This window comes from Bacillus sp. AK25 (assembly GCF_048270685.1).
Taxonomy (GTDB): Bacteria; Bacillota; Bacilli; order Bacillales; family Bacillaceae; genus Bacillus; species Bacillus altitudinis.
Genome location: NZ_JBLUWC010000001.1, coordinates 1,086,462 through 1,110,750 on the forward strand (window position 1 = coordinate 1,086,462; position 24,289 = coordinate 1,110,750).

The following is a 24,289-nucleotide window of genomic DNA, read 5'->3' on the forward strand; positions in this document are numbered from 1 at the left end:
GAAAGGAGGATGAAAATGGGTCAACAGCATCAGTTTAAATCTGGGAATAAGGCACCTAATAATGGTGTTTATATCGAAATCGGTGAGACCGGTAGTATGGTGAAAGATCCTTTAAAGATAAAGCTTAAAGCAGGAGACGTCTTTCCGGATAACTCGAACCATAACCGTGTTTGGACTTACCAAAGGAAGCCGTAAGCAATTGACTAAGAGTCCATATGAATAAGTCTTTAGAGGCATGTGTCATGCCTCTTTTTTCTTTATAATAAAAAACAATTAAGTTCCAATTTTCAAATAAATAGTATGAAAAAAAGAAAGATTAAGGTAAAATATGTAAGAATAGTATAAGGTTGAAAGGATTTGTGTGATGGAAAAGATGAATCTCAGTGAAAGTGTTTGGAATAAACGCTTCACCTCATTGTTCATATCAAGACTCATAAAAAATACAGGAGAAAGTTTTGCTTTTACATCCGTTCTTTGGTTATTGATTTTAAGAGGGGATGGAGCGCTCGGTACCGGACTTCTTCTAGCAGTGACAGTTCTTCCTTCATCATTGTTGGCCCCAATACTAGGACCTCTTATGAAAAGACACCATTTATCTAAATGGATGTTTGCTTCAGATGTCATTCGAGCAACCATTGTACTCATTATTCCACTACTGCATTTTTCGCACATATTGCCTCTATGGTTATTGATCTCATTAATGGTTATTCAATCGGCAACAGGTGCAGCCTATAACCCGGCTTCTGTGGCCATCCTGCCGCAGATTGTTCCAAAGCATCTCATTCAAAAAGCAAATGCGATCCTGCAATCATCTTTTGAAATTGTCGCACTTGCTGCGGTGATGGTCGCTGGTCTTTTGGTCAAATTAATTGGACCTGCAGATACGCTCCTGATCACCACTGCTTTATTTATCATATCGGGCTTGTTCATTATTGGCGTTAAACTCCAAAAGTCAGATGCAGAAAAAGCAGCAGACATTAAGCAAGCAAAGAATACATATCTGTATAACTTAAAAAGAGGCTTTCTAGTTGTTAAAAATCATCATATTTTATTTGCACTGACCCTTTATTGTATTTTAATGAATGTCGCCGCAGCTCCGTGGCAGGCATTATCCGCTGTATATGTAGCAGAAGCGCTGCAAAGTGATTCAATGGTGTATTCCATTTTAAGAGGTGTCGCCGCAGTCGGTGCATTTATGATGGGCTTTGCACTGGCGAAGGTGAAAATCAAAAGATTCGGCTTGTTCTTTATTGTCGCAGGCATGATTGAAGGAGCTGCATTCTTTATCACTGGAATGAGTACATGGCTTCCAGTCGTTCTTCTAGCTTCCTTTATTTTTGGTGCAGCCGTCAGTGCAATCAATGTCCCAGAGATGGTCATTATTCAAACGTCTGTTGACCAAGAAGATCAGCCGCAAGTATATGCCGTGATCAATGCGTCATCAAATGTCTTTCTCCCGCTTGCAGCCGTCATATCGGGCGTCCTGGCAGAACGCTTTGGAGCAGGACCTGTCATTGCGGGGGGTGGTGTGCTTGAAATTTTATCGGGCATTGCGATCTTCCTGTTCACAGGGCTTGCGAAAAGCCATTTGTCAGCAGACAAACAGAAGTCCGAAACGGTTGAGGTGTAACTCAAAAACCCCCTGTAATTGACGGCAGGGGGTTTTAGCGTGCCCTCTCAACTTCTGGTCATCATTCTGAAAAAAAGAAAAAGAGCTAACCTCAAATCATTAGCTCTTTTCCAGCAATATTAAGAATGTTCTGTTGAACTTTCTGTTTCTTTCATTGGACTTACTTCAGCAAAGATGAATAAAATAACCGTAAACACTATGGCAAGAATGGAAGTTAACGTAAAATCATAAGCAGCTCCATTCATAGATGCAACGATGTAACCAGCCATATGTGTCAGCAGAAAAGTCCAAATGAGGGTGATAATGTAATGCATTATTCCACCGTCCTTTATGTAACAATCTATTGACTATCATACCATAGATACGAGTTCAGAGAAAAGACTGTTTTCCGCCTTTATGTGACCATTTTGAGACCTTCTACTATAAAAATAAAAAGAATTCTTCTGTCTTTAGGGGATTTCCTTATTCCTACAAGAGTTGTTGTTCATATCATAGAAAGCAGAATCACTGAAAGGAGGCTGGCCATATGGGTGTAAGCGAACGTTTTTTCCAGCTTGGTTCCCAGTGGAACGTCATTCACCTTCCTCAAAAACCAAATGGCTTTGGCATTCTAATCCTCGGTGACCGAAATCACTTTGTGCAGGAAAATACATCATTCTGGCTTCAGCATTACGGAAGAAACCAGCTTTTAACTGCTTTAAAGGATGAAGGATATACATTGTTTAATAGTCATCTTCATGGGAATCACTGGGGATGTGAAGATGCTGTTTTTAGTGCGAAACAGCTTGTTCATCACACATTAAAACAAGAAATATTAAACCGGGAAATTCATGTGCTGGCAGAGGGAATGGGTGCACTTGTCGCCATGAGTCTTGCCGAAGAAATGCCAGAAGTGCTAAGGTCTATAGCCATGATGAATCCATGTTTACACCTGCAAGCACAAAGAGAAAGAGAAAAGGAACACAAATTCTTCTACAAACAGTTCATGAAAGAACTCGCACAGAGCTATGGGTGCTCTGCAAAGGAAGCAGAAACGTATCCACTTCCTTCTTGCCCCGTTCATTCAGCTCATGTACCGATTCATATATGGCAGAGACTAAACGGCGCACCGTATGCCTATGAACTACATGCAAAGCCTTTTATTGATCAACATATGATGAATCCAGACCATTGTCAGATGGACCTTACCTTGCATATGTTTGATCATCCAAGAAGAATCTTTCAGTCCATTCACAAGTTTTATAAATCGCATGAAAGAGAATTGTAATGAATAGGATGATAACAGCCCTTCATGGAAAGGGCTCTTCTTTTTATTCGATATGCTAAAAAAGGGGACATGAACATGGAAACAGGACTGATCATAGGTGCAGATGAATTTTTTGGCCTGACACTTTGTGAATATATGATGAAAGAGGGCATACAAGTGGATATCACATATCCTAAGGAGAAGTCAGAGGAGCAAAAAATGTTATTAGAAGAGCGGATGATGTGGCTTGGCCGCAATGATCTTGTCCGCGTTATTGATGGTCAAGATAGGAAAGAGGCATATGACCTGATCTTTTTTCAATCAGATGATTCAATGAACAGAGAGACAGACCTCGAAGCGAAGCATGGCATATACCGCTTGTTTTACGAAGAACCCCAAAGCCATTCGCATGAACAAAGCGTTTCGGCTGTTATCCTTCCACGCATGTTTGGTCCGTGGTCACTCCATGAAGAGAGACGAACAAAGGATGATCACGCATTTTTTGTAGAAGATGTCGCAAAGGAGCTTTTAAAGTGGGCACGGACTGATCAAAGGCAGGAAATGATCCATCAATTGAAGGTAGAAAGACAAACAGGTGACAAACAAGCAGAAGAAATCATAGCAGAATGGAAAAGACAAAACTCAACATTTTTCGACAAAAAGCAAGAATGATCTTCCATCTTATCTTTTTTCAGTATAAAATAAACCTATATTTAACATACAGGTTCATGCCTGCGTGTTGCAAAGGGAGTTGAACATGGCATGAAGTACCAGCGGCTTGTCATGATCTTTTCGTTCCTTCTTCTTATGCTATCTGCCTGCTCGCAGGCGCCGTTAAAAGGACATATTGAGAAGGTGGGTTTACTCGTCCCCGATACGATTAATGATCAAGTTTGGGGAACGAAAGGTTATAAAGGCTTATTAAATATCCAATCAACATTTGGTGTAGATGTTTATTATAAGGAAGGGATGGTCGACAAGGAGAAAATCGTTGATGCCATTGAAGAATTTCATAAAAAAGGAGTCAATTTGATTATTGGCCATGGCAATGAATACAGCGAAATTTTCAACTTGATCAGTGAAGATTATCCGAAAACACAATTTATCACGGTCAATGGAGGCAAGCCTCAAGCTGATAATGTCACAAACGTCACGTTTAAAGGAGAAGCAATGGGCTTTTTCGGAGGCATGACAGCAGCACATATGTCCAAAACAAAAAAGATTGGTATTCTGGCTACATATGATTGGCAAAGTGAAGTAGACGGTTTTATCAAAGGTGCAAAATATCAGGACGAACATGTGCAAGTCCTAGCGGAATTTGTCGAAAACTGGGATGATGCTGACAAAGCGGTGAACCTCTATCAAAAATTGAAAAAACAAGGTGTAGATGTTGTGTATCCAGCAGGTGATGGTTATAATATCCCTGTCATTGAACAAATCAAAAACGACAATTTATCTGCGATCGGATATGTCACTGATCAATCCAACCTTGGAAGCCATACGGTGTTAACTAGCACAGTACAGCATGTCGATAAAGCGTACAGTATCATTGCGAAGAAGTTTAATGAAGGCAAGCTAAACGAACAAGGTGAGTACTCCTTTGACTTTAAAGAAGGAGTGATCGAAATGGGGAAATTTAGCTCAACCATAGACCGCGCTTTTGTGAAAGACATTGAGAAGGATATTGCGAATTACAAAAAAACAGGCAAACTGCCAAATGAAAAGTGAGGACGTTGAACATGCAGCACGAAAAATCGATGGAGTTTTTACAAATTGCGATGAAGTATTTTCCACAAGCAAAAGAAGAATTAGATAAAGCAGGGATTCAGCTTGATCCACAAGCACTTCAGCCGCTTCTCTCTTTGTTTACATCTGTCATGCAAGAGGCATATGAGCTTGGAAAAGCAGATGCAGCATCAGAAAAAGCCACAGAATAGTGGCTTTCAGCGTGTAGACAAACCCTCGCATTCTTTGTCAGTCCTGCGCGCTGGTGCTCACGAATGACAAATTCGCTCCGCTCCAGTGCTCGTCCATCCTAGACTGCAAAGGTTTTCTATCACGCTGAGAAGAAGACAAAGGGCTAAAATATTTTAGCCCTTTGTCAACAATCAAAAAAAGCCACAGAATAGTGGCTTTTTTTTATGATAATTTTTTCTTGAAGGCACTAATCATAGGACCAACATCTTTAAACACAGGCTTCAGCTCATCGATGGAGTTCATAATGTTTCCAATTTGATTCATGACATGCATGTAGTCAATGGAGTCATCACTTGAAGAAGTCTCTGCACGCTCCTCCTTTTTTTCTATCTTGCTTTTCTCCTTTTCTAGCGGCTGACCAAACATCATTGCTGAGAAAATATCCTTTTGCGCCATATCACATGTTCCTTTCTACTATTGGTATATCATTAATCTATGAAAAAAGTGAGAGGAAAGGTTAGACGTTTGTATTGCCAAGGAGAAAAAAATAAGGTAAAATTAGTACCAGATACTAATATAAGATCACAATATCACATGCTCGTATGAGTAAAAGGAGTCTTATTCAATGAATGCTGGAATTATTGGCCTTGGCCGCTATATACCTGAAAAAGTATTAACAAATCGTGATTTAGAAAAAATGGTTGAAACTTCTGACGAGTGGATTCGTACTAGAACAGGTATAGAAGAAAGAAGAATTGCATCTGATGATGTCAATACATCTCATATGGCGCTTGCTGCTGCAAAAAAAGCATTAGCTGACGCAGATGTGGCTGCAGAAGATATTGATATGATTCTTGTAGCGACAGTTACGCCAGATCAAGCATTTCCGACAGTCGCTTGTATGATTCAAGAGCAGCTCGGTGCACATAAAGCATGTGCAATGGATATTAGCGCTGCCTGCGCTGGCTTTATGTATGGGCTTGTTACTGGAAAACAATTTATCGAATCAGGCACTTACAAACATGTGCTTGTCGTTGGTGTAGAAAAGCTTTCTCGCATTACCGACTGGGATGACCGCAACACAGCTGTTTTGTTTGGAGATGGAGCAGGTGCTGCTGTACTAGGAACAGTCAGCGAAGGCAAGGGAATTCTATCATTTGAGCTTGGAGCCGATGGAAGCGGCGGGAAGCACTTGTACTTAGATGAAAAAGATCATACAATCATGAATGGAAGAGAAGTATTTAAATTTGCTGTGAGACAAATGGGCGAGTCAAGTGTAAACGTGATTGAAAAAGCTGGACTATCAAAAGAAGACGTAGACTTCTTGATTCCGCATCAAGCAAACATTCGCATTATGGAAGCAGCACGCGAACGCTTAGAGCTGCCAGTTGAAAAAATGTCGAAAACAGTCCATAAATATGGAAACACATCAGCAGCATCCATTCCAATTTCACTATGTGAAGAAATCGAAGCCGGAAAAATTCATGACGGCGATGTGATTGTAATGGTTGGTTTTGGTGGAGGATTAACGTGGGGCGCAATCGCTATGCGATGGGGCCGATAAAAGAGTGGGGTGCACAAATTAATGGATAAGAAACGAGTAGTTGTTACAGGATTAGGTGCTTTGACACCTCTTGGCAACGATGTAGAGACAACATGGAAAAATGCTGTAGCAGGTGTATCAGGTGTTGGCCCGATCACACGTGTTGATTCAAGTGAATATACAGCAAAAGTAGCAGCAGAACTAAAAGATTTTAACATCGAAGATTACATGGAGAAAAAAGAAGCGAGAAAGATGGCACGCTTCACACAATATGCAGTCGTTGCTGCTCAAAAGGCTTTAGATGATTCACGCCTTGAAATTACAGATGAAAACGCACCTCGTGTTGGGGTATGGGTTGGATCTGGTATTGGCGGACTTGAAACATTCGAAGAGCAATTCGAAGTGTATTCGAATAAAGGAGCAAGACGCGTAAGCCCGTTCTTCGTTCCAATGATGATTCCAGATATGGCAACAGGCCAAATTTCAATTGCTCTTGGCGCAAAAGGGGTTAACTCTTGTACAGTAACAGCATGTGCAACAGGAACAAACTCCATTGGTGATGCCTTTAAAGTCATTCAGCGCGGAGATGCAGATGCGATGATTACAGGTGGAACAGAAGCACCGTTAACGAAAATGTCGTTTGCTGGCTTCTGTGCAAACAAAGCCCTTTCGACAAATCCTGATCCAGATACAGCAAGTCGTCCATTTGATAAAAACCGTGACGGATTTGTCATGGGTGAGGGAGCGGGAATTGTTGTTCTTGAAGAATTAGAGCATGCGTTAAAACGTGGTGCGACCATTTATGCAGAAATCGTTGGCTACGGCTCAACTGGAGATGCATACCATATCACAGCACCTGCTCCAAACGGAGAAGGCGGCGTACGTGCAATGAAAGAAGCCATTCGTGATGCAGGTTTAACAGTGGAAGAAATTGATTATATCAATGCCCACGGAACAAGCACACCGTATAATGATAAGTTTGAAACAATGGCGATTAAAGAAGTGTTTGGAGAGCATGCGAATCAGCTTGCGATCAGTTCGACAAAATCAATGACAGGTCATTTACTTGGCGCAGCAGGCGGAGTAGAAGCGATTTTCTCTGTTCTGGCGATTAAAGACAGTGTCATTCCGCCAACGATTAACCTTGAAACACCAGATGAAGAATGTGATCTTGATTATGTAGCAAATGAAGCACGTTCAAAAGAAGTACAAGTTGCGTTGAGCAACTCACTTGGTTTTGGCGGGCACAATGCGACAATTATCTTCAAAAAATACGAAGCGTAATATGTCTTAAGAAGGCGGCGATCTATAAACAGATCGCCGCCTTTTTGCATATGATGAAAATGGAGGTGTTCAGCGGTATGGGTCTGATCAATACACAATATCTCATTGAGCAATCATCATCATTTCAGGAGCTGGCGGCACGTTTTGTCCCTTATTTTAAAGGAGCGGAGAAAAAAGAAGGATCATCTATTCTCGCCCATTTACAACATCACGGAATGGTGCGATCATGGAACGCCTGCCAGGAAATGATCGACAAGCTCAAAGAAAAAGGGTATTTCAAGCTTGTGATGAAAGAATACAAAGCGTTGCAAAAAAAGTGGGGAGGTCCTGATGTCCCTGTCTTTATTTTGCCTGTTAATGAGAGCAGCAAAGAGATCAGAGAACAATTTTACTTTCAATCCGGCATGGCATTTGATGACAAAATCTTTCTTTTTTTATCCCCGCATACACCGAAGGAGCGAATCGGTACGTTGCTGACGCATGAATATCACCATGTATGCAGGTTGCATTTTCTCACGAAAGAAGAAAAAGATTTTACATTCCTTGATACAATCATGATGGAGGGGCTCGCTGAATATGCTGTGTATCATAGATATGGAGAAAGCTATACAGCAAAGTGGACGACTTTATATGACGAATCGCAGCTGCAGCGCATGTACAAGAAATGGGTATCCAGTCACCTTTATCAGAAAGTGCAGGACGACGAAAGGCTGATACAGAATCTCCTTTATGGAAAAGGGAACTACCCCAAAATGCTTGGCTATGCCACTGGATTTTATATCGTGAAAAAGTATTTCGATGAGCACCGAATCAGCGAGGAGTCTATGATTGCGGAGCCAGCGGAAACGTTTTTAAAGGCGATAGAATCGTAAAGACAAACATTCACAAAAAAAGTGACATATTACAATTTTACTAAATACTTCTTGATTTCGTCATGCTGATGTAATAATATACAAATATAAATTTTGATAATTCTTTTTATTCTAAAAAGACGGAATTTTTCGATTCGGTTCATTTGATCTATGGAGAAAGGGGCGAATGCATGAGCACACTGCTTGAAGTGCAAAACTTAAAAACCTATTTTTTTCGAAAAAAGGAACCAATACCTGCTGTTGATGGCGTTGATTTTAGTATCAAAAAAGGGGAAACAGTCGCATTAGTCGGTGAGTCTGGGTCTGGTAAAAGTATTACGTCTTTATCCATCATGGGTCTGATTAATGGGACTGGTGGGAAGATTATGGATGGTTCCATTAAGCTTGATGGAAAAGACCTTGTTACATATAGTGAAAAGGAATTGTGCAATATTCGTGGTAATGATGTATCCATGATCTTTCAGGAACCCATGACCTCACTTAATCCCGTCTTAACCATCGGGGAACAAATAACAGAAATCCTCATTTACCACAAAAAACTTTCAAAAAAAGAAGCGACCAAAAAAGCGATTGACTTGCTAAAGCTTGTAGGCTTTTCCAGGCCAGAACAAATCATCAAAGATTACCCGCACCGTTTATCCGGCGGTATGCGTCAACGAGTCATGATCGCCATTGCGCTAAGCTGTGATCCGAAGCTCCTCATTGCGGATGAGCCGACTACTGCGCTCGATGTGACCATACAAGCCCAGGTGCTGACCTTAATGAAAGATTTATGTTCGACCTTTGGTACATCTATACTTCTCATTACGCATGATTTAGGTGTTGTGTCGGAAGTAGCAGACCGTGTCATTGTCATGTACTGCGGACAGGTTGTTGAAAATGGAACCGTTGAAGAGTTGTTTGATCAGCCGCTTCATCCATACACAGAAGGACTGCTTGAATCCATTCCGGTCATTGACGGAGACATTCAGCCATTAACGGCGATAAAAGGGAATGTCCCTGCGCCAGATCAGCTTCCCGCAGGATGCCGTTTTGCGCCAAGATGCCCGAAAGTAATGGAACGCTGCATAGGTGAATTGCCCAAACTGACAACCTTTGAAAATGGTAGAAGCGTCAGGTGTTTCTTATATGAGGAGGCAAGCCAAACATGACACTTGCTGAAAACCAACCATACATGACAGATCGATCTGAGAAAGAAACCATCCTGGAATTAAAAAATATACGAAAACACTTTCCGATTAAAGCTGGGGTGCTGCAAAAGAAAGTAGGAGCAGTCAAAGCGGTTGACGGCATCGACTTAAACATTTATAAAGGCGAAACGTTAGGCATCGTTGGAGAGTCTGGATGCGGTAAATCCACATTAGGACGGACGATGATTCGTTTATATGAACCAACAGAAGGACAAATTCTATTTAAAGGGCAAGATATCTCTCATGTATCTGAATCAAAACTAAGACAATCAACAAGGAAAAACATCCAAATGGTTTTTCAAGATCCCTTTGCATCACTCAACCCTAGAAAAACACTTCGAAGTATCATCAAAGAACCCTACAAAACACATCACTTATATTCCTTAAAAGAAAGAAATGAAAAAGTAGAACAGCTTTTATCCAAAGTCGGCCTTCACCCAAGTTTTGCGAATCGATACCCGCACGAATTTTCCGGTGGACAAAGGCAGCGGATCGGTATCGCTCGTGCACTTGCCATGAATCCTGAAATGATCATAGCAGATGAGCCTGTTTCAGCGCTTGACGTCTCCATTCAGGCGCAGGTCATCAATTTGATGGAAGAGCTTCAAGAAGAGTTTGACCTCACCTATCTATTTATCTCTCACGATCTCAGTGTGGTCCGCCACATTAGTGATCGAGTGGGCGTCATGTATCTTGGCAAAATGATGGAACTTGCGGATAAGCACAGCCTGTACGATGATCCGCTTCATCCGTATACACAGGCGCTTTTATCTTCCGTTCCAGTCACCCGTAAAAAAGGTCAGGTGAAAAGGGAACGGATTATGCTGCAAGGGGATTTACCAAGCCCTGCAAATCCGCCAAAAGGTTGTGTGTTTCATACAAGATGCCCACACGCGAAAGAAGTCTGTAAAGAAAAAGTACCAGAATTTCAAGAATTAAAAACGAACCACTTTGTGGCCTGCCACCTCTACGACGCTTGATCACGCTTGTATGATCTCATCTTTGAGAGGGGGGATGAAACGGGCTTCTGTCATCATTTTTTAAAAAAGATAGGGGGAATTGTCTATGAAAGATAGAAAGAGAAAGTCCATTTTGGTCAGTTTACTGCTGATCTTTACATTGATCCTTGCTGCTTGTTCTGGTGGAAATAAAACGTCTGGAGAGAGTGAAAAGAAATCCACAGGTAAACCTGTACAAGGCGGCGATCTTGTCATTGGTTCGATTGCAGAGCCTACATTATTTAACTCACTTTACTCAACAGACGTGGCAAGTTCTGATATTGAAGAAAGAATCTATAGCTTTTTGCTGCAAACAGATGGAAAGCTAAACCCACAGCTGGCGTTGGCAGAAGATATTAAAGAATCCGATGACGGCAAACAGTTTGATGTGACCATTAGAAAAGGCGTGAAGTTTCATGATGGAGAAGAACTGACGGCTGATGATGTTGTGTTTACATACAGCATTCCGATCAATAAGGATTACAATGGTGAGCGTGGATCAGGCTTTGAAGTATTAGAGTCTGTCAAAAAAACAGGGGACTATTCGGTCGAATTTAAGCTGAATAAAAAAGATCCATATTTTTATAACGTCACGCTAGGAAGCTATGGCATTTTACCAAAGCATATTTTAGGTGATGTCCCTATAAAGGATCTTGGCGAAAATGAATTTAACCGAAAAAATCCAATCGGCTCTGGCCCATTTAAATTTGCCGAGTGGAAAGAAGGAGACTATGTCAAACTCGAAGCATTTGATGACTATTGGGATGGACGCCCATACCTTGATACAGTCACCATTAAAACGATTCCTGATCAAAATGCAGCCATGGCCCAGCTATCCGCAGGTGATATTGATTTCTTTGCAGTACCTGGAGCAGAACTGCAAACAGCTGAAAAAGTTAGTAACATCAAAATCGAATCTGATCTAGGGCTTAATTATTCATATATTGGCTGGAATCAGAAAAACGAATTGTTCAAAAGTAAAAAAGTCCGTCAAGCGCTTACCCATGCCATTGATCGTCAAACCATTGTAGATCAAGTGTTAGATGGAGACGGGAAAGTAGCCAATATCCCAGAAAGCCCGCTGTCATGGAACTACCCTAAAAATGAAAATGTCCCAGTATTTGAATTTGATCAAGAAAAAGCGAAAAAGATGCTGAAGGAAGAAGGCTGGGAGGATACAGATGGAGATGGTTATCTTGATAAGGACGGTAAGAAGTTCTCCTTCGTCATAAAGACGAACCAAGGAAACAAAGTCCGTGAAGATATTGCTGTCGTTGTCCAGCAGCAGCTCAAAGAAATTGGCATTGAAGCAAAACCGCAAATTGTGGAGTTCAGTGCATTAATCGAACAAACAACCCCGCCAAAATGGGATTATGATGCGTTATTACTCGGCTGGAGCTTAGCGACATTCCCTGACCAATACAGCATTTTTCATTCAAGTCAGTCTGAAAAAGGCTTAAATAACATTTGGTATAAAAATGAAGAAGTCGATAAGCTGCTAGTTGATGCCAAAAACTTGAGTGATCGTAAAGAGTATTCAAAGGCGTATGAAAAAATTTATGAGCTGATTGCAGAAGACCAGCCGTATACGTTCCTTTATTATGCCAACTCACATCGCGCGATGCCATCTAATCTACAAGGCTACTCTTACCACCCGAAAGATGAATATTACAAAATCGAAAAATGGTGGATTGAACAGTAGTTTGCTAGTGAAGAAGGGGAGGGATCTCCCCTTTTTTCATCATAGTATGGCCATCCGATGAAAAAGGAGTTGTGCATATGGTTACATATATCATTAGAAGGACACTTCTTTCCATCCCAATTTTGTTTGGTATTACGATTTTGTCCTTTGCGATTATGAAAGCAGCACCAGGCGATCCGATGTCACTCATGATGGACCCGACCATTAGTGCCGCAGACCGGGAAGCCTTTATTGATAAGTACGGCTTGAACGATCCTGAATATGTGCAATATATGAAATGGCTCGGCAATATGCTTCAAGGTGACTTTGGCACATCCATTGTAAAAAAAGGAACGCCCGTGGCTGATTTGATTTTTGCCCGGCTGCCTAATACTCTCATCCTCATGATCTTTTCTACATTAGTTGCCCTGATCATTGCCATCCCATTTGGTGTTCTTTCAGCAAAACGTCCGTATACAAAACTTGACTATGGTATTACGGTTACATCATTTATCGGACTGGCTATTCCGAATTTCTGGTTTGGTTTGATCCTTATAATGGTGTTATCAGTGAATTTAGGATGGTTTCCGACCGGCGGTGTCTCTACCTTAAATGCAGATTTTAATCTATTTGACCGGCTTCATCATATTATTTTACCGGCCTTTGTTTTAGCAACGGCTGATATGGCCGGCCTTACACGTTATACAAGGTCAAGTATGCTCGATGTGATGCGGCAGGACTACATTCGCACGGCGCGAGCGAAAGGTTTTAGAGAAAACAAAGTCATCTTCAAACATGGATTGAGAAACGGTCTGATGCCTGTTATTACGATCTTTGGACTCATGATTCCATCCTTTATTGGCGGCGCAGTCGTGGTGGAACAAATCTTCACATGGCCAGGGCTTGGGAAACTGTTTATCGATTCTGCTTTTTCAAGAGATTATCCCGTCATTATGGCGATGACTGTTATCTCTGCTGTGCTCGTGGTCGTTGGAAACTTAATAGCGGATATTCTCTATGCGATCGTTGATCCGCGTATTGAATATTAGAAGGGAGCTGAGGCACAATTGGCACAACCTAATATGGGAACACCTCCTGTTGATCTCAAATTAAAAGAAGGCCTTCCGCCAAAACCAGAGACGATGCTTCGTTTATTTTGTGAGAAATTTTTCAAAAATAAATTGGCGGTTGCCGGCTCCGCTATTTTATTGATCATTATCTTTTCAGCTATTTTCGCCCCGGTGATCGCACCTTACGCACCGGAACAGCAAGACTTGTTGAAACGGCTACAGCCTCCAAGTGCAGAGCATTTTATGGGAACCGACAAGTTTGGTCGAGATATTTTTTCAAGGGTGCTATACGGAGCGAGGGTGTCTCTATTAGTTGGCTTTGTCTCAGTAGTCGGAGCCATCACCATTGGTACCGTCATTGGAGCGGTAGCGGGATACTTTAAAGGCTTTGTCGATTCTGTGCTCATGAGAATGGTGGATGTCGTATTGTCTATTCCAGATATTTTTCTTTTGATCACGCTAGTGACAATTTTTAAACCGGGTATTGATAAATTGATTTTAATCTTTGCGCTGACTGGCTGGACAACAACCGCCAGGCTGATCCGCAGTGAATTCTTGTCACTTCGCACAAGAGAATTCGTACTCGCAGCAAGAACGATCGGAACGAAAAACCATGTCATCATCTTTTCGCATATTTTACCGAACTGTATCGGCCCTATTATTGTGTCTGCTACATTAAAAGTCGGTTCTGTTATTTTAGCTGAGTCGACACTTAGCTATCTAGGATTCGGCATCCAGCCTCCAACGGCGAGCTGGGGAAACATGCTTCAAGATGCACAAAATTTCTCCATTATGGTGCAAGCATGGTGGTATCCACTGTTCCCAGGTTTACTGATTCTACTTACCGTTTTATGCTTTAACTTCTTAGGTGATGGACTGAGAGATGCCCTTGATCCTAAAAAGCTAAAATAAGGTTCTGCTTATAGAAAATCGTGAAAGGACTCTGCGAGACGTTCTCCTTTTCCCAGGAAATAAAGCCGTCCTTCCGTCAGGGAGAAGTTTTAATAAAGTTGGAATAATTTCTCTATCCCTTGCCCATACTGTGGACAACAGTTTTTAAAAAGTGAGGGATTGGTTATGTTATTTCTTCATGACGTATGGGTGAATTGGTTTGAAGGGGAAGAGAATGGCTATAATGTGTGCCATTTTCATGAGTGGCGCAAGGAGGACAGCGTGGAGCTGTTAGATCAAGTACCTTTACTCAAGGTGCAGAGTCCTTTGTTTGATTACATAGAGAATGATCTATCAGAGCTGCCGAAGACGCTGCTAGAGTCTGTATTTGAGAAATCATATATTCGAAAAAATCATGAACGCCGTAAATTAGAGTATTGCTTTGTGGTCACGGACGGGATTAGAATCATCGCTGTGGATACGATTGGTTATTCCATCCCTGTGAGAAAGAGCCGATTGATTCCAAGACAGGAGCAATTGGTGTATGAAATGGTGAAAGATGTGAAGGCAGAGGAGTATGAATTCACAACAGACAGCCTTGAATCGACGAAAGAATATCACATCCTATCATTACCACCGCAGCATATCAGCGGATTAACGAGAAAAGAAAGACAGCTGAAGCAGCTGATGTTTATGGCGCTAGATCAACTAAAGGGGCTTCAAAACCGGGCAGAAATTGCCTATTGGTATACAGAATGGAATCCGCGCATGTACAACCAGATCAAACGAATGTCTTTCGAGGAAATTTGGAACATGCTTTATAACGAAACCATTGATGGATGGTCAGAAAACCATTTAGCCTTTTGTGAAAAAATGATTAAAGGACAGCCATTTTTTGAAAAACTTTGGGAAATGGAAAACGAATCAAAAGTGAATTAGAAAAAGCTTGCAGCTGAATATGCTGCAAGCTTGTTTTATTTGCGTTTCCGGCCAAGACCCATTGCATTCTCCATTTTTTTCAGCATTTTGTTTGCCGCACGGTTTGCCTTTTCAGCACCCTCATCTAAAATGCGATCAAGCTCATCTGACTCAATGAGTTCATAATAGCGATCTTGAATTGGTTTTAACGCATCCACGACCACGTTCGCAAGATCTCCCTTAAATTCACCATAACCTTTACCTTCGTATTTTTGTTCAAGCTCTGCAATCGATACGTTCCCTAATACAGAATAAATCGTCAGCAAGTTGGCAATTCCAGGTTTGTTTTCTTTGTCATATTTGACGATGCCCTCTGAATCAGTCACAGCACTTTTGATTTTCTTTTCAAGCTGTTTTGGCTCATCTAATAAGGTAATGAAAGATTTTTGGTTCGGATCAGATTTGCTCATCTTTTTCGTTGGGTCTGTTAAAGACATAATCCGAGCGCCTTCTTTTGGAATTTTGACTTCAGGTACAGTAAAGATGTCGTTATACTTTCGGTTAAAGCGTTCAGCAAGCGTTCTCGTTAATTCAAGATGCTGCTTTTGATCTTCTCCTACAGGAACTAAGTCCGTACCGTATAACAAAATATCGCCAGCCATTAATGGCGGATACGTTAATAGTCCTGAAACGACTGCTTCCTTACCAGCAGATTTGTCCTTAAATTGAGTCATTCTTTCTAATTCCCCAATATAAGCGACACATTGCAGCATCCATCCTGCCTGGGCGTGGGCAGGTACCTCTGATTGGATAAACAATGTTGCCTTCTCAGGATCAAGTCCCACTGCCAAATAAAGAGCGGCTAAGCTTCTAATATTTTGTCGAAGGGCTAAACGATCCTGACTCACCGTAATGGCATGCTGATCGACCACACAAAAGTAGCCGTTGTAATCATGCTGAAGATCGACAAATTGCTTCATCGCTCCAATGTAGTTCCCCAATGTCACAGAACCGCTAGGCTGAATGCCTGAGAAAATCGTCTTTTTTGTCATACTAAAACCTCTTTTCTTCAATATAAAAAGGCCCACCCATCACTTTTCAACAGAAAAGGGACGAATGAACCGTGGTACCACCCTTGTTATTTCAAATCAGAAATCACTCAAGACGTTGATATCGGAGACTGCTCCGTCTAAGCCTACTCACTCTATCAAGTGTTCGGTTAGCTGCTCCAAAGCCCATTCCATACATGCCATTATCTGCTTGCACCAACCGCAGACTCTCTGTAAATGGTGAATATATGTACTCTTCTTTTTCATCGCAAAAATGTAATTTCATTCATTATAAATAAGCAAAAATCAAAAGTCAAAACCTACATATAATAAATCAAGAGCAATATTAACATTTCAATGAGTAAACTCAAACCTAATGTTCTTAAGGTTGAAAAGTTACTTTGAAAAGATGATGATAAATGTTTGTTTAAACTGTCATCAACATGGTCCTTTTGCTTATTTAAAGAATCAAACACCTTTCGGAAGCTGTAAGATATTTGATCAAAAAATCCACTTTTTAAAGTGATGAACGATAACCACACTAGCAAAGTGCCAGAAGCTAAATAAAATGTGATGTTAATCATGCTTAAGAAAGATATGTGCCCATAAAAGAGGAAGCTTAAAATGAAAACAAGGCCATTAGAACTAAGTAAAAGAATAAAAAATCTAATAACAATCACTCCTGCGCATTAAAACTTTACTGTACTAAAATAGCAATAAAAACATTTAATTCAAGACTTTCACTATATAAGAAAAACGAAACAAGGAACGAAGCTGTTGTTTTAATCAATTTCTTGATATCAGTTTACAATGAATCATGAAGATTGCCAATTGTATAGACAGGATTACCTCTGATTAGGTATTTAAGATCACAAAATCTCAGAAAAATAACCAAATTATTTCAATTTTTTAATAAAAATATTAAAAAACAGTGGAAATATGAAAATTTTCTTAAAAAAATGAATGCACAATTACTTATTTGCTAGTATAATAGTTCCTGTAGTTCATTTATGAAGGGGAGGTCAACAACTAGATGAAAAAGTCTAAATTTTCACTGCTTTTAGTTTTTTTATTGGTGCTGACTATTTTTGTATCTGCATGTTCAGGTAAACAAAGTAGCGACAAGGGCACTGCATCCAAAGATTCAAAACAAGAGGCTACAATTTTAGAATCACAGGAAATGCCTGCAATGGATACAATCCAAGCGAGTGATACAATCAGTTTTACGACTATGAATAACGTGTTTGAAGGTTTGTATCGTTTCAACGATAAAGAAGAATTAGTGCCTGGTATGGCTGATGGGGAACCAGTTGCTAACAAAGATAAAACAGTTTACAACATCAAAATTAAAGATGCAAAATGGTCTAATGGTGACCCAGTTAAAGCTCAAGACTTCGTATATGCATGGCAACGTGCTTTAGATCCAGAACAAAAGTCTGAGTATGGCCCATATATGATGGTTGGTAAAATTAAGAATGCTGATAAAGTATACAACAAAAAAGCAAAGCCTGAGGAACTAGGAATTAAAGCTGTAAGCGATAAAGAACTGCAAATTACACTTGAAAAACCAATTCCTTACTTCCAATCTCTGCTTTCATTCCCAACATTCTACCCAGTGAATGAAAAGTTCGTTAAAGAACAAGGTGACAAATATGCGAAGACTGCAAAGAACCTTGTATACAACGGACCATTTGAACTTTCTTCTTGGGATGGCCCACAAGCAACTACTTGGGAATACAAAAAGAATGAAGAATATTGGGACAAAAAGAACGTCTCTATGACAAAACTTACTTTTAAAGTATCTAAAGATCCACAAGCAGCTGTTAACGCATTTGAAGCGGGAGAAGCTGATATTACACCTAAATTATCAACACCTGCCATCATCTCTCAATACGAAGGTGATAAGCGGATGAAAAGATTACTAGAACCTACTGTGTTCTGGTTGAAAATGAACCAAGGAAATAAATCTTTAAAGAATGAAAACGTTCGTCGCGCAATTGCAACGGCAATTGATAAAGAAGCGTTTGTAAATGATGTGTTGCAGAATGGTTCAGTTGCTGCATACTATCAAATTCCAAAAGATTTCGTACATGATGAAAGCGGAAAAGACTTCCGTGATGGAATGCCTAAATACTTAGAAACTAATAAAGATGAAGCGAAAAAGCTTTTTGAAAAAGGGTTGAAAGAATTAGGAACGTCTAAAGTAACGCTTAATTACTTAGGTGATGATTCTGAGACAGCTAAAACAATCGGTGCTTTCATTAAAGATCAGCTCGAGAAAACTTTACCTGGCTTAGATATCAATATTCAAAGTGTTCCTTTCGCTACTCGTATTGATCGTGATAAGAAAGAGGATTACGATCTTCAGATGGCTGGATGGGGTCCAGATTACCTTGATCCGATCACGTTCTCTGACTTGTTCATCACAGGTGGCGGAAACAACCACATGGGTTACTCAGATAAAAAATATGATCAGTTGTTAAAAGATGCATCTGGCAAATTAGCTGCAAAACCTGAAGAACGCTGGAAAGCTTTACAAGAAGCTGAAAAAGTATTATTACAAGATGACGCAGCACTTTCACCAATTTATCAGAGAGCAACTAACTATCTGATTAATAACAAAGTAAAAGGATTTGTCATTCACAAAGTTGGACCTGAATTCAGCTACAAATGGATGAAAATTGAAGGATAATTAACAATCTTATAGAAAAGAGAGTGTATTCTCTGAATATACTCTCTTTTTCACTGAGAGAAATATGTCGAAATATACAGAAAAGTCAGTTTTATCAGGAGGTGCAAGTATGCTGAAATACTTAATTAGACGGGTTGCCTACATGGTTGTTACCCTCTTCATCATTGTTTCAATCACTTTTTTCTTAATGAAACTTATTCCGGGTTCTCCTTTTGTTAATGCGCAAAAGTTGTCAGAAGCTCAACAAGCTGTACTTAATGCAAAATATGGACTAGATCAGCCAATTCCTGTTCAATATTTTCATTACATGATTAATACATTCACTGGGGATTTAGGTGTTTCATTCCAATTCAACAATACCTCCGTAACAGAACTTCTTTCATATCGAGTAGGACCATCTGCTGTCCTAGGCCTTCAAGCGATTATTTTAGGAACGATTGTTGGTATCTTTTTGGGAGTAGTTGGAGCTTTAAGACAGAACACATGGGTGGATTACTCTGCTACTTTCTTGGCAGTTATCGGTAAATCAATTCCGAGTTTTGTATTCGCTGGATTACTTCAGTACTATATTGCGGTGAAATTGGGGTTATTACCAACTCAATTTTGGAATGGGTTTGAATATACAATTTTACCTACTATAGCGTTAGCAATGTTCCCTATCTCCATTTGTGCTCGTTTTATGAGAACAGAAATGGTTGAAGTACTTGAGACAGATTACATTTTGCTTGCAAAAGCAAAAGGAGCAGGCTATTTTGAGATCGCATTTAAACATGCAATGAGAAATGCTTTAATACCTGTTGTCACAGTACTTGGTCCATTGACTGTTAGTTTAATGACGGGATCACTAGTAATAGAAAAAATCTTCTCAATTCCTGGAATTGGTGAGCAGTTTGTTAAAGCCATTACAGTAAACGACTACCCAGTCATCATGGGTACAACTATCTTATTTGCCGTTCTTTTTGTAGTGGTTGTATTTATTGTCGATATTCTATATGGAATTATCGATCCTAGAATTCGTGTAGCGGGAGGTAACAAATAATGAAACAGCAAGAAGAAAATATTGATAAAAGTCTGTTTGAACCCGCTGGTGTTGATACATTATCTGCTGAAAAAATTGAAAAACCAAGTCTAAATTATTGGCAAGACGCATGGCTTAGAATTAAAAAGAATAAAGCCGCTGTTGTTAGTATGGTGATTTTATTTTTAATTGTATTCATGGCGCTCGTCGGACCATTAATTAGTGGCAAAGACTTTAGTACTCAAACAACGTCTGAAGCGAACTTACCGCCTCGAATCCAAGGATTAGAGCATGTTAGTTTCTTACCTTTTACTGGTGAAAGAACACTAAAAAATGGTGATGTGGTTAATCCATATGAACAAAAAGGGATTGAACATTACTACTGGTTCGGTACCGATAATCTTGGGAGAGATCTATTTACACGTGTGTGGAAAGGAACTCAAATCTCACTGCTTATTGCTGTTGTTGCAGCTGTGATCGATTTAATTATTGGTGTTGCCTACGGCGCTATTTCTGGTTATTTCGGTGGGAAAATTGATAATGCGATGCAGCGTATTTTGGAAGTTCTAATGGGGATTCCAAACTTAATCGTTGTCATATTAATGATTCTCGTCTTAAAACCAGGGATTATTCCAATTATTATTGCACTAAGTATTACCGGGTGGATCAGTATGGCTAGGGTCGTGCGTGCTCAAGTCATGAAGCTGAAAGAACAGGAATATGTACTAGCCGCTAGAACTTTGGGATTAAGTAACTTTAAAATTATCTTTAAGCACATGTTGCCAAACTTAACAGGTGTGATGATTATTAATACAATGTTCACTATTCCTAGTGCGATCTTCTTTGAAGCTTTCTTAAGCTTTATTGGATTAGGTCTGCAAGAGCCGCAAGCTTCACTAGGGACATTAATTGAAGATGGGTTTAAATCAATGATCGCTTTCCCATATCAGATGGTTTATCCAGCAATTATCATTAGTGTTATCATGATCGTCTTTAACCTTGTTGCCGACGGTGTGAGAGATGCACTTGATCCAAAAATGAAAGATTAGTACGGGGCGGTGATGTTGATGAATAAACAAGAAACGATTTTAAAAGTAAATGACTTAAATATTTCATTCCACACATTTGCTGGCGAAGTTAAGGCAATTCGAGGTGTGAATTTTGAATTGAAAAAAGGTGAGACGCTTGCCATTGTTGGAGAATCAGGCTCTGGTAAATCGGTAACTTCTAAATCAATCATGGGTCTGCTTCCTAAATCTAACTCCGAAGTGAAAAAAGGAGAGATTTTGTTTCAAGGTAAAAACCTAACAAAACTTTCTGACAAACAGATGCAGAAAATAAGAGGGAAAGATATTGCCATGGTCTTTCAAGATCCAATGACATCTTTGAATCCGACTATGACAATTGGCAAGCAAATTATAGAACCCATCTTAAAACATCAAAATGCAAGTAAAGAAGAAGCTAAAAAAAGAGCACTTGAGCTTTTGAGTCTTGTAGGTATTCCGAAACCGGAACAGAGGTTCAAGCAATACCCCCATCAATTTTCTGGTGGGATGCGACAAAGGGTTGTCGTTGCAATAGCTCTTGCTTGTAATCCGAAAATTTTAATTGCAGATGAGCCAACTACTGCTTTAGATGTAACCATTCAAGCCCAAATCTTAGAACTGATGAAAGATCTTCAAAAGAAGATTGAAACATCTATCATCTTTATCACACATGATTTAGGGGTCGTTGCGAATGTAGCAGATCGTGTAGCGGTTATGTATGGTGGTCAAATTGTTGAAATTGGCACCGTAGATGAGATCTTCTATAACCCAAAACATCCATATACTTGGGGATTACTGAGCTCTATGCCAAGTCTTGATGCAAAAGAGGAGAAATTGTTTGCCATTCCAGGCACGCCGCCTGATTTGTTGAATCCTCCAAAAGGAGACCCATTTGCGGCTAGAAATCAATTTGCAATGAAAATTGATTTTGAACAGCAGCCGCCTTTATATCAAGTATCAGAAACTCATTTTGCTGCTACATGGCTTTTACATCCTAACGCGCCAAAAGTAGAACCTCCTGAATCAATTAAGCAAAGAATGCGACAATTTAATGCGCAAAAAGGGGGGGATCACATTGAGTGAAAAAGATGTTATTTTACAAGTGAAAAATCTTAAGCAATATTTTAATGTGGGTAAACCTAATGAAGTAAAAGCTGTTGATGATGTCAGCTTTGACATTTATAGAGGTGAAACATTGGGCCTTGTAGGTGAATCTGGTTGCGGGAAATCCACTACTGGGAGAACCATCATTCGTCTATACAATGCAACAGGTGGCGAAGTTATTTTTAACGGGCAGAATGTGCATGATAAAAAATCAACAACAGATCTTAAACAATTTAACCGAAAAATGCAAATGATCTTTCAGGATCCATATGCCTCCCTCAATCCAAGAATGAAAGTTGTGGATATTATTGCAGAGGGTATCGATATTCATGGTCTTGCAAAATCAGCACAAGCACGTAAAGAGCGTGTGTATCAATTGCTTGAAACAGTTGGTTTGAATAAAGAGCATGCGAATAGATACCCGCATGAATTTTCAGGTGGTCAAAGGCAGCGTATTGGGATTGCTCGTGCGTTAGCTGTTGAGCCGGATTTCATCATTGCCGATGAGCCAATCTCTGCTCTAGATGTGTCCATCCAAGCGCAGGTTGTCAACTTAATGAAAGAATTGCAAGAAGAAAAAGGCTTAACGTATTTATTCATTGCCCATGACCTTTCCATGGTGAAATATATCAGCGATCGTATCGGTGTGATGTATTTTGGGAAATTGGTTGAGCTGGCACCAGCGAATGAATTATATGAAAACCCGCTTCATCCATATACAAAATCATTACTATCTGCGATTCCGCTTCCAGATCCTGATTATGAGCGTAACCGCAAACGGATTAAATACGATCCATCTGTTCATAAAGGAACAAATACGGAATTTCGTGAAGTGAAGCCAGGTCACTTTGTCAGCTGTACTGAGGAAGAATTCAAAGAGATCAAAGCAAAACAATAAGAACAGAGAAGAAGCACTGCGATATCAGTGCTTCTTTTTTATTTTACAAAAAAACAAGTTGATGGTAATTTTTATATAAAATGAGTAAACCAGGAGGAAATCAAATGTTGTTATGGAAGACGTTTCGCTATTCATGTCTTCACTTTTTTATCGTCACGATGCTATTTTCAATATCTTTTTTAACGGAACCAAACGGAGGAAAGTGGATGATCGCATTTTTAGTGCTCATCTGCATCATTTCGTTTTCGGTTGAATTTGCTGTGTATCGGCGCACGAATAAACAGAAGGAAGAAGTCCGGCGTATGAAGTACCTTTATTTCATCATGTTTCAGATCGCCATGACACTTCTTTTGTTTGCTTGCTTTCAAATGCTCATGAATCGTTCGATATAAAACTTTTTTGCTTTCTCTTGAAAAAAAGTGAAACCACCAATGGCATTGTTGCGTCTTACTAGTACAGGCGTTTAAATAGCAGGAAATCGGGAATAGATAAGGAAGTGGTTCTTAACTACATCATAAGGAGCGGATCCATGAATTGGTATGAAAAGCTCAGTGAATACTTCCCGATAGAAGAAATGAAGTCAAAAGAGCATATGGAAGCTTTATTAAAGGAAAGAAGTGATATTTATCATAAAGAAGAAGGGCCTCATCATGTGATGATGTACGCTGAATTTGATTCTTTCATCTTTATTGATTATTTATTTGTTTCCAAGGATGCAAGAGGTGAAGGCCTCGGCTCAAAGCTCATTCATAAGCTGAAGGAAAAAAGAAAACCGATCTTGCTTGAGGTCGAGCCTGTAGATGAAGATGATGCAGATACTGCAAAACGCCTAAAGTTTTATCAGAGAGAGCACTTCAAGCATGCTGAATCAATTGGTTATAAACGCAGGTCACTTGCAACAAATGAAGTGAACCGCATGGAAATTCTTTATTGGTCGCCTCGTACAGATAATGAGGAAGAAATGATGGAGGCCATGAGAAAGACGTACGAAGGAATCCATACGTATAAAGACGAAGAATGGTATGGACAATCGTATGAGGATGTTGATGATGTGCTGAAGCTCGTTGAAAATAGAAAACAAAAAAATATTTTCGATCATCTCGACTAAATGAGAATGTTCAGACTTCAAACATCAGCACAAAAAGAATGAAATTGTCTAGTTTTTGTCACAAAAATTGCAAGAAAATCTGTTCACACTTACTTTTTTATAGTATAATCACTATAAAGATTACTTATTTAGAA

The 24,289-nt window shown here is 39.8% G+C and carries 26 protein-coding genes and 1 other annotated feature; of the genes, 22 read left to right on the forward strand and 4 right to left on the reverse strand.

All coding sequences use genetic code 11. From position 1 onward, the window contains the following. The first annotated feature begins 15 nt into the window (after positions 1 to 15). The gene (locus ACNO7B_RS05510) at positions 16 to 195 is read left to right on the forward strand and encodes a YjzC family protein (protein ID WP_008348517.1); all 180 of its coding nucleotides are present in this window, start codon (positions 16 to 18) and stop codon (positions 193 to 195) included. 169 nt (positions 196 to 364) lie between these two features. Next, positions 365 to 1,630 (forward strand): MFS transporter, encoded by a 1,266-nt coding sequence (locus tag ACNO7B_RS05515; protein WP_007499050.1) that lies wholly within the window; start codon positions 365 to 367, stop codon positions 1,628 to 1,630. 119 nt (positions 1,631 to 1,749) lie between these two features. Here the strand turns inward: ACNO7B_RS05515 and ACNO7B_RS05520 are convergent, their stop codons facing one another. Further along, positions 1,750 to 1,944: a YjzD family protein gene (locus ACNO7B_RS05520; RefSeq protein WP_008348514.1), complete on the reverse strand. Its 195-nt coding sequence runs from the start codon at positions 1,942 to 1,944 to the stop codon at positions 1,750 to 1,752. A 212-nt stretch (positions 1,945 to 2,156) separates the two neighbouring features. Here ACNO7B_RS05520 and ACNO7B_RS05525 point away from each other — a divergent pair, with 212 nt between their 5' ends. From ACNO7B_RS05525 to ACNO7B_RS05540, 4 genes are all read left to right on the forward strand, one after another. Then, positions 2,157 to 2,897, forward strand: a complete 741-nt coding sequence (locus ACNO7B_RS05525; RefSeq protein WP_007499048.1) for a hypothetical protein — start codon at positions 2,157 to 2,159, stop codon at positions 2,895 to 2,897. Between the two features lie 75 nt (positions 2,898 to 2,972). Further along, positions 2,973 to 3,548, forward strand: a complete 576-nt coding sequence (locus ACNO7B_RS05530) for a hypothetical protein (protein ID WP_017360175.1) — start codon at positions 2,973 to 2,975, stop codon at positions 3,546 to 3,548. 90 nt (positions 3,549 to 3,638) lie between these two features. After that, the gene (locus ACNO7B_RS05535; protein WP_008348509.1) at positions 3,639 to 4,604 is read left to right on the forward strand and encodes a BMP family ABC transporter substrate-binding protein; all 966 of its coding nucleotides are present in this window, start codon (positions 3,639 to 3,641) and stop codon (positions 4,602 to 4,604) included. A gap of 11 nt (positions 4,605 to 4,615) precedes the next feature. After that, positions 4,616 to 4,813, forward strand: a complete 198-nt coding sequence (locus tag ACNO7B_RS05540) for a ComZ family protein (RefSeq protein ID WP_008348507.1) — start codon at positions 4,616 to 4,618, stop codon at positions 4,811 to 4,813. A 202-nt stretch (positions 4,814 to 5,015) separates the two neighbouring features. On the opposite strand, the gene ACNO7B_RS05545 is transcribed toward ACNO7B_RS05540, so the two are convergent. Next, positions 5,016 to 5,249, reverse strand: coding sequence for a hypothetical protein (locus tag ACNO7B_RS05545; RefSeq protein WP_017360173.1), 234 nt, complete (start codon positions 5,247 to 5,249; stop codon positions 5,016 to 5,018). Positions 5,250 to 5,418: 169 nt separating this feature from the next. Here ACNO7B_RS05545 and ACNO7B_RS05550 point away from each other — a divergent pair, with 169 nt between their 5' ends. From ACNO7B_RS05550 to ACNO7B_RS05590, 9 genes are all read left to right on the forward strand, one after another. Continuing rightward, positions 5,419 to 6,357, forward strand: coding sequence for a beta-ketoacyl-ACP synthase III (locus ACNO7B_RS05550; protein WP_008348504.1), 939 nt, complete (start codon positions 5,419 to 5,421; stop codon positions 6,355 to 6,357). A gap of 21 nt (positions 6,358 to 6,378) precedes the next feature. After that, positions 6,379 to 7,620 carry a beta-ketoacyl-ACP synthase II gene (fabF, locus tag ACNO7B_RS05555; protein WP_007499040.1) on the forward strand — a complete coding sequence of 414 codons (1,242 nt, stop codon included), beginning with the start codon at positions 6,379 to 6,381 and terminating at the stop codon, positions 7,618 to 7,620. 77 nt (positions 7,621 to 7,697) lie between these two features. Continuing rightward, a complete protein-coding gene (locus tag ACNO7B_RS05560) occupies positions 7,698 to 8,492 on the forward strand; it encodes a DUF2268 domain-containing protein (protein ID WP_017360172.1) in 795 nt (264 codons plus the stop codon). Positions 8,493 to 8,662: 170 nt separating this feature from the next. Next, positions 8,663 to 9,643 (forward strand): ABC transporter ATP-binding protein, encoded by a 981-nt coding sequence (locus ACNO7B_RS05565; RefSeq protein WP_035392443.1) that lies wholly within the window; start codon positions 8,663 to 8,665, stop codon positions 9,641 to 9,643. 23 nt (positions 9,644 to 9,666) lie between these two features. Then, on the forward strand, positions 9,667 to 10,662 hold the full coding sequence (locus ACNO7B_RS05570; protein WP_025207148.1) for an ABC transporter ATP-binding protein: 996 nt from the start codon (positions 9,667 to 9,669) through the stop codon (positions 10,660 to 10,662). An 85-nt stretch (positions 10,663 to 10,747) separates the two neighbouring features. Beyond that, positions 10,748 to 12,382: a peptide-binding protein gene (locus tag ACNO7B_RS05575; protein ID WP_417901291.1), complete on the forward strand. Its 1,635-nt coding sequence runs from the start codon at positions 10,748 to 10,750 to the stop codon at positions 12,380 to 12,382. A gap of 77 nt (positions 12,383 to 12,459) precedes the next feature. After that, positions 12,460 to 13,410: an ABC transporter permease gene (locus ACNO7B_RS05580; protein ID WP_007499031.1), complete on the forward strand. Its 951-nt coding sequence runs from the start codon at positions 12,460 to 12,462 to the stop codon at positions 13,408 to 13,410. Positions 13,411 to 13,443: 33 nt separating this feature from the next. Then, positions 13,444 to 14,343: an oligopeptide ABC transporter permease gene (opp4C, locus tag ACNO7B_RS05585; RefSeq protein WP_017360169.1), complete on the forward strand. Its 900-nt coding sequence runs from the start codon at positions 13,444 to 13,446 to the stop codon at positions 14,341 to 14,343. A 165-nt stretch (positions 14,344 to 14,508) separates the two neighbouring features. Next, the gene (locus tag ACNO7B_RS05590; protein WP_008348490.1) at positions 14,509 to 15,261 is read left to right on the forward strand and encodes a YjbA family protein; all 753 of its coding nucleotides are present in this window, start codon (positions 14,509 to 14,511) and stop codon (positions 15,259 to 15,261) included. Positions 15,262 to 15,296: 35 nt separating this feature from the next. Here the strand turns inward: ACNO7B_RS05590 and trpS are convergent, their stop codons facing one another. Next, complete coding sequence (trpS, locus tag ACNO7B_RS05595; RefSeq protein ID WP_008348488.1) at positions 15,297 to 16,292, reverse strand: tryptophan--tRNA ligase; 996 nt, start codon at positions 16,290 to 16,292, stop codon at positions 15,297 to 15,299. A 53-nt stretch (positions 16,293 to 16,345) separates the two neighbouring features. Beyond that, positions 16,346 to 16,565, reverse strand: a binding site (T-box leader). Positions 16,566 to 16,609: 44 nt separating this feature from the next. After that, a complete protein-coding gene (locus ACNO7B_RS05600; RefSeq protein WP_223255625.1) occupies positions 16,610 to 16,873 on the reverse strand; it encodes a DUF3899 domain-containing protein in 264 nt (87 codons plus the stop codon). Positions 16,874 to 17,322: 449 nt separating this feature from the next. Here ACNO7B_RS05600 and ACNO7B_RS05605 point away from each other — a divergent pair, with 449 nt between their 5' ends. From ACNO7B_RS05605 to ACNO7B_RS05635, 7 genes are all read left to right on the forward strand, one after another. Then, entirely contained in the window at positions 17,323 to 18,981 is a 1,659-nt protein-coding gene (locus tag ACNO7B_RS05605; protein ID WP_035392439.1) for a peptide ABC transporter substrate-binding protein, read from the forward strand. A 109-nt stretch (positions 18,982 to 19,090) separates the two neighbouring features. Continuing rightward, positions 19,091 to 20,020 carry an oligopeptide ABC transporter permease gene (gene opp3b / locus ACNO7B_RS05610; RefSeq protein WP_035392438.1) on the forward strand — a complete coding sequence of 310 codons (930 nt, stop codon included), beginning with the start codon at positions 19,091 to 19,093 and terminating at the stop codon, positions 20,018 to 20,020. Further along, the gene (gene opp3C / locus ACNO7B_RS05615; RefSeq protein ID WP_035392435.1) at positions 20,020 to 21,048 is read left to right on the forward strand and encodes an oligopeptide ABC transporter permease; all 1,029 of its coding nucleotides are present in this window, start codon (positions 20,020 to 20,022) and stop codon (positions 21,046 to 21,048) included. Before opp3b ends, opp3C begins: the two co-directional genes overlap by 1 nt. 18 nt (positions 21,049 to 21,066) lie before the next feature. Beyond that, positions 21,067 to 22,128 carry an ABC transporter ATP-binding protein gene (locus ACNO7B_RS05620; protein ID WP_035392433.1) on the forward strand — a complete coding sequence of 354 codons (1,062 nt, stop codon included), beginning with the start codon at positions 21,067 to 21,069 and terminating at the stop codon, positions 22,126 to 22,128. Then, entirely contained in the window at positions 22,097 to 23,047 is a 951-nt protein-coding gene (locus tag ACNO7B_RS05625; RefSeq protein WP_373467165.1) for an ABC transporter ATP-binding protein, read from the forward strand. The genes ACNO7B_RS05620 and ACNO7B_RS05625 overlap by 32 nt, the downstream gene beginning before the upstream one ends. A gap of 104 nt (positions 23,048 to 23,151) precedes the next feature. Continuing rightward, positions 23,152 to 23,439, forward strand: a complete 288-nt coding sequence (locus ACNO7B_RS05630) for a hypothetical protein (RefSeq protein WP_025207152.1) — start codon at positions 23,152 to 23,154, stop codon at positions 23,437 to 23,439. Between the two features lie 137 nt (positions 23,440 to 23,576). Continuing rightward, positions 23,577 to 24,155, forward strand: coding sequence for a GNAT family N-acetyltransferase (locus tag ACNO7B_RS05635; RefSeq protein WP_007499012.1), 579 nt, complete (start codon positions 23,577 to 23,579; stop codon positions 24,153 to 24,155). Positions 24,156 to 24,289: the final 134 nt, after the last annotated feature.

Bases quoted from the DNA above. Each gene is read 5' to 3' on its own strand.
- ACNO7B_RS05620 (WP_035392433.1), top strand. From the start codon at position 21,067: ATGAATAAACAAGAAACGATTTTAAAAGTAAATGACTTAAATATTTCA.
- ACNO7B_RS05630 (WP_025207152.1), top strand. From the start codon at position 23,152: ATGTTGTTATGGAAGACGTTTCGCTATTCATGTCTTCACTTTTTTATC.
- ACNO7B_RS05565 (WP_035392443.1), top strand. From the start codon at position 8,663: ATGAGCACACTGCTTGAAGTGCAAAACTTAAAAACCTATTTTTTTCGA.
- ACNO7B_RS05600 (WP_223255625.1), bottom strand. From the start codon at position 16,873: ATGATTAACATCACATTTTATTTAGCTTCTGGCACTTTGCTAGTGTGG.
- ACNO7B_RS05525 (WP_007499048.1), top strand. From the start codon at position 2,157: ATGGGTGTAAGCGAACGTTTTTTCCAGCTTGGTTCCCAGTGGAACGTC.
- opp3C (WP_035392435.1), top strand. From the start codon at position 20,020: ATGAAACAGCAAGAAGAAAATATTGATAAAAGTCTGTTTGAACCCGCT.
- ACNO7B_RS05535 (WP_008348509.1), top strand. From the start codon at position 3,639: ATGAAGTACCAGCGGCTTGTCATGATCTTTTCGTTCCTTCTTCTTATG.
- ACNO7B_RS05575 (WP_417901291.1), top strand. From the start codon at position 10,748: ATGAAAGATAGAAAGAGAAAGTCCATTTTGGTCAGTTTACTGCTGATC.
- opp3b (WP_035392438.1), top strand. From the start codon at position 19,091: ATGCTGAAATACTTAATTAGACGGGTTGCCTACATGGTTGTTACCCTC.
- ACNO7B_RS05625 (WP_373467165.1), top strand. From the start codon at position 22,097: ATGCGCAAAAAGGGGGGGATCACATTGAGTGAAAAAGATGTTATTTTA.
- ACNO7B_RS05580 (WP_007499031.1), top strand. From the start codon at position 12,460: ATGGTTACATATATCATTAGAAGGACACTTCTTTCCATCCCAATTTTG.
- fabF (WP_007499040.1), top strand. From the start codon at position 6,379: ATGGATAAGAAACGAGTAGTTGTTACAGGATTAGGTGCTTTGACACCT.
- ACNO7B_RS05635 (WP_007499012.1), top strand. From the start codon at position 23,577: ATGAATTGGTATGAAAAGCTCAGTGAATACTTCCCGATAGAAGAAATG.
- ACNO7B_RS05550 (WP_008348504.1), top strand. From the start codon at position 5,419: ATGAATGCTGGAATTATTGGCCTTGGCCGCTATATACCTGAAAAAGTA.
- ACNO7B_RS05605 (WP_035392439.1), top strand. From the start codon at position 17,323: ATGAAAAAGTCTAAATTTTCACTGCTTTTAGTTTTTTTATTGGTGCTG.
- ACNO7B_RS05515 (WP_007499050.1), top strand. From the start codon at position 365: ATGGAAAAGATGAATCTCAGTGAAAGTGTTTGGAATAAACGCTTCACC.
- trpS (WP_008348488.1), bottom strand. From the start codon at position 16,292: ATGACAAAAAAGACGATTTTCTCAGGCATTCAGCCTAGCGGTTCTGTG.
- ACNO7B_RS05530 (WP_017360175.1), top strand. From the start codon at position 2,973: ATGGAAACAGGACTGATCATAGGTGCAGATGAATTTTTTGGCCTGACA.
- ACNO7B_RS05590 (WP_008348490.1), top strand. From the start codon at position 14,509: ATGTTATTTCTTCATGACGTATGGGTGAATTGGTTTGAAGGGGAAGAG.
- ACNO7B_RS05540 (WP_008348507.1), top strand. From the start codon at position 4,616: ATGCAGCACGAAAAATCGATGGAGTTTTTACAAATTGCGATGAAGTAT.
- ACNO7B_RS05560 (WP_017360172.1), top strand. From the start codon at position 7,698: ATGGGTCTGATCAATACACAATATCTCATTGAGCAATCATCATCATTT.
- ACNO7B_RS05570 (WP_025207148.1), top strand. From the start codon at position 9,667: ATGACAGATCGATCTGAGAAAGAAACCATCCTGGAATTAAAAAATATA.
- ACNO7B_RS05545 (WP_017360173.1), bottom strand. From the start codon at position 5,249: ATGGCGCAAAAGGATATTTTCTCAGCAATGATGTTTGGTCAGCCGCTA.
- ACNO7B_RS05520 (WP_008348514.1), bottom strand. From the start codon at position 1,944: ATGCATTACATTATCACCCTCATTTGGACTTTTCTGCTGACACATATG.
- opp4C (WP_017360169.1), top strand. From the start codon at position 13,444: ATGGGAACACCTCCTGTTGATCTCAAATTAAAAGAAGGCCTTCCGCCA.
- ACNO7B_RS05510 (WP_008348517.1), top strand. From the start codon at position 16: ATGGGTCAACAGCATCAGTTTAAATCTGGGAATAAGGCACCTAATAAT.